1 protein-coding gene and 1 pseudogene are annotated in these 1,822 nt (G+C 35.6%); both read left to right on the forward strand.

The window, feature by feature from the left end; all coding sequences use genetic code 11:
• A pseudogene (locus P8M54_RS12085) lies at positions 1–1,053 on the forward strand (TonB-dependent receptor); the annotation flags it as partial.
• 4 nt (positions 1,054–1,057) lie between these two features.
• Positions 1,058–1,822: DUF4249 family protein (locus P8M54_RS12090; protein ID WP_300288135.1), on the forward strand; the 765-nt coding region annotated here is incomplete at its 3' end.

Consider the following 1,822-nt stretch of genomic DNA (forward strand, 5'->3'; position numbering starts at 1 on the left):
CTAAGCGTTACATACGGCTTACGTTACAGCATGTTTTATAGACTTGGTGCTTCTACTGTAAATTATTACGCCAATAATAATCCTGTTACATTTAATGAGGACTTACAGTTATACGAAAAAGCAACTCCAACTTCTACTCAGTTTTTTGGCAAAAACAAAGTCATACAAACCTACAAAAACCTAGAACCTAGGCTTGCTGTCGCTTATCAGTTAGATGACAACCAAGCTATCAAAGCTAGCTATAACAGAATGTCACAGTATCTCCAGCTAATTTCTAATACCTCATCTCCCACTCCACTGGATGTGTGGTTACCTGCTGACAATTACATCAAACCACAATTAGCGGATCAAGTTGCGATTGGCTATTTTAGAAACTTCAAGGACGATACTTATTCACTGGAAGTCGAAACCTATTACAAGAAAGTAAAAAATAGATTAGATTATATCGATGGTGCGGATTTGATTGCAAATGAAGCAATTGAGCAAATCATACTAAACGGACAATTAAGATCTTATGGCTTAGAGTTCCTTTTTAGAAAGAACGAAGGACGCTTTAATGGATGGGTTTCTTATACCATTTCAAAATCAGAGCAACAAACTCCGGGAAGAACGGCAACCGAATCCGGAATTAATAACGGAAACTGGTATAACTCTGTTTATGACAAATTGCATAATTTAGCGATAACCACGAGCTACAACCTCAACAAAAAATGGTCTTTTGGTGGTAATTTCGCCTTACAATCTGGGCAACCAGTTACCTATCCTAATGGCCAATACACCTATTTAGAAATAGCAGTTCCTAGTTATGGATTGCGTAACGAAAACCGACTTCCTGCTTACCATCATTTAGATGTTTCGGCTACATTAACCCCTACTAAAAACGAGGGTAAAAACTGGAAAGGAGAATGGGTATTTAGCATCTATAATATTTATAACAGAAAAAATGCTGCTTCAATTAATTTTAGACAAAATGAAAACACAGGAGCAAATGAGGCAGTAAAAACATCAATTTTCGGAATTGTACCGGCTGTTAGTTATAATTTCAAATTCTAAAATCATGAAAAAATCACATCTACTTATACTATTTCTTTCCCTATTATTTTTAAGCAGTTGCGAAGAGGTAGTACAACTCGATCTACCTACTGCTGCACCAAGGATTGTCATTGAGGCATCCATTAACTGGCAAAAAGGAACCACCGGAAACTTCCAAAAAATAAAGTTAACTACCACAACGGGATTTTACAATACTGTAATTCCTACTGTTTCTGGAGCAACTGTTATTGTAAAAAACAGCTCAAATGTCAACTTTATCTTTACGGAACTAACTGGGACCGGAGAATATGTTTGCACGAATTTCGTACCTAAATTAAACGAAACCTATACGCTGACAGTTACGAGTAATAGCCAGACCTATACTGCAACTGAAGTTTTAAAATCAGTAGCGCCTATTGTGGAAATAATTCAAAACAACAAAGGAGGTTTTACGGGGAATAATATCGAAATCAAAACCTATTTTGATGATCCTCCAAATGAAAGTAATTACTACCTCTACAACTATAATTATTTTAGTCAAGTACTCCAAAATTTTTATGTTGATGAAGACACTTTCTATCAAGGGAATCGTTTTTTCAGCGTATCACTTAGCGATAAAGTCAAAAAAGGAGACAAGATCAATGTAACCCATTTTGGTATTTCTAAATCATACTATAATTATTTGAGTGTTTTATTAAGTATTGCCAATAATGGAGGAGGAAGTCCGTTTCAAAGTCCTCCAGCTACTGTTCGCGGTAATATTATCAATGCGCAAAATCCTGATAATTAT

It is taken from the genome of Flavobacterium sp. (assembly GCF_029242675.1).
GTDB lineage: Bacteria > Bacteroidota > Bacteroidia > Flavobacteriales > Flavobacteriaceae > Flavobacterium.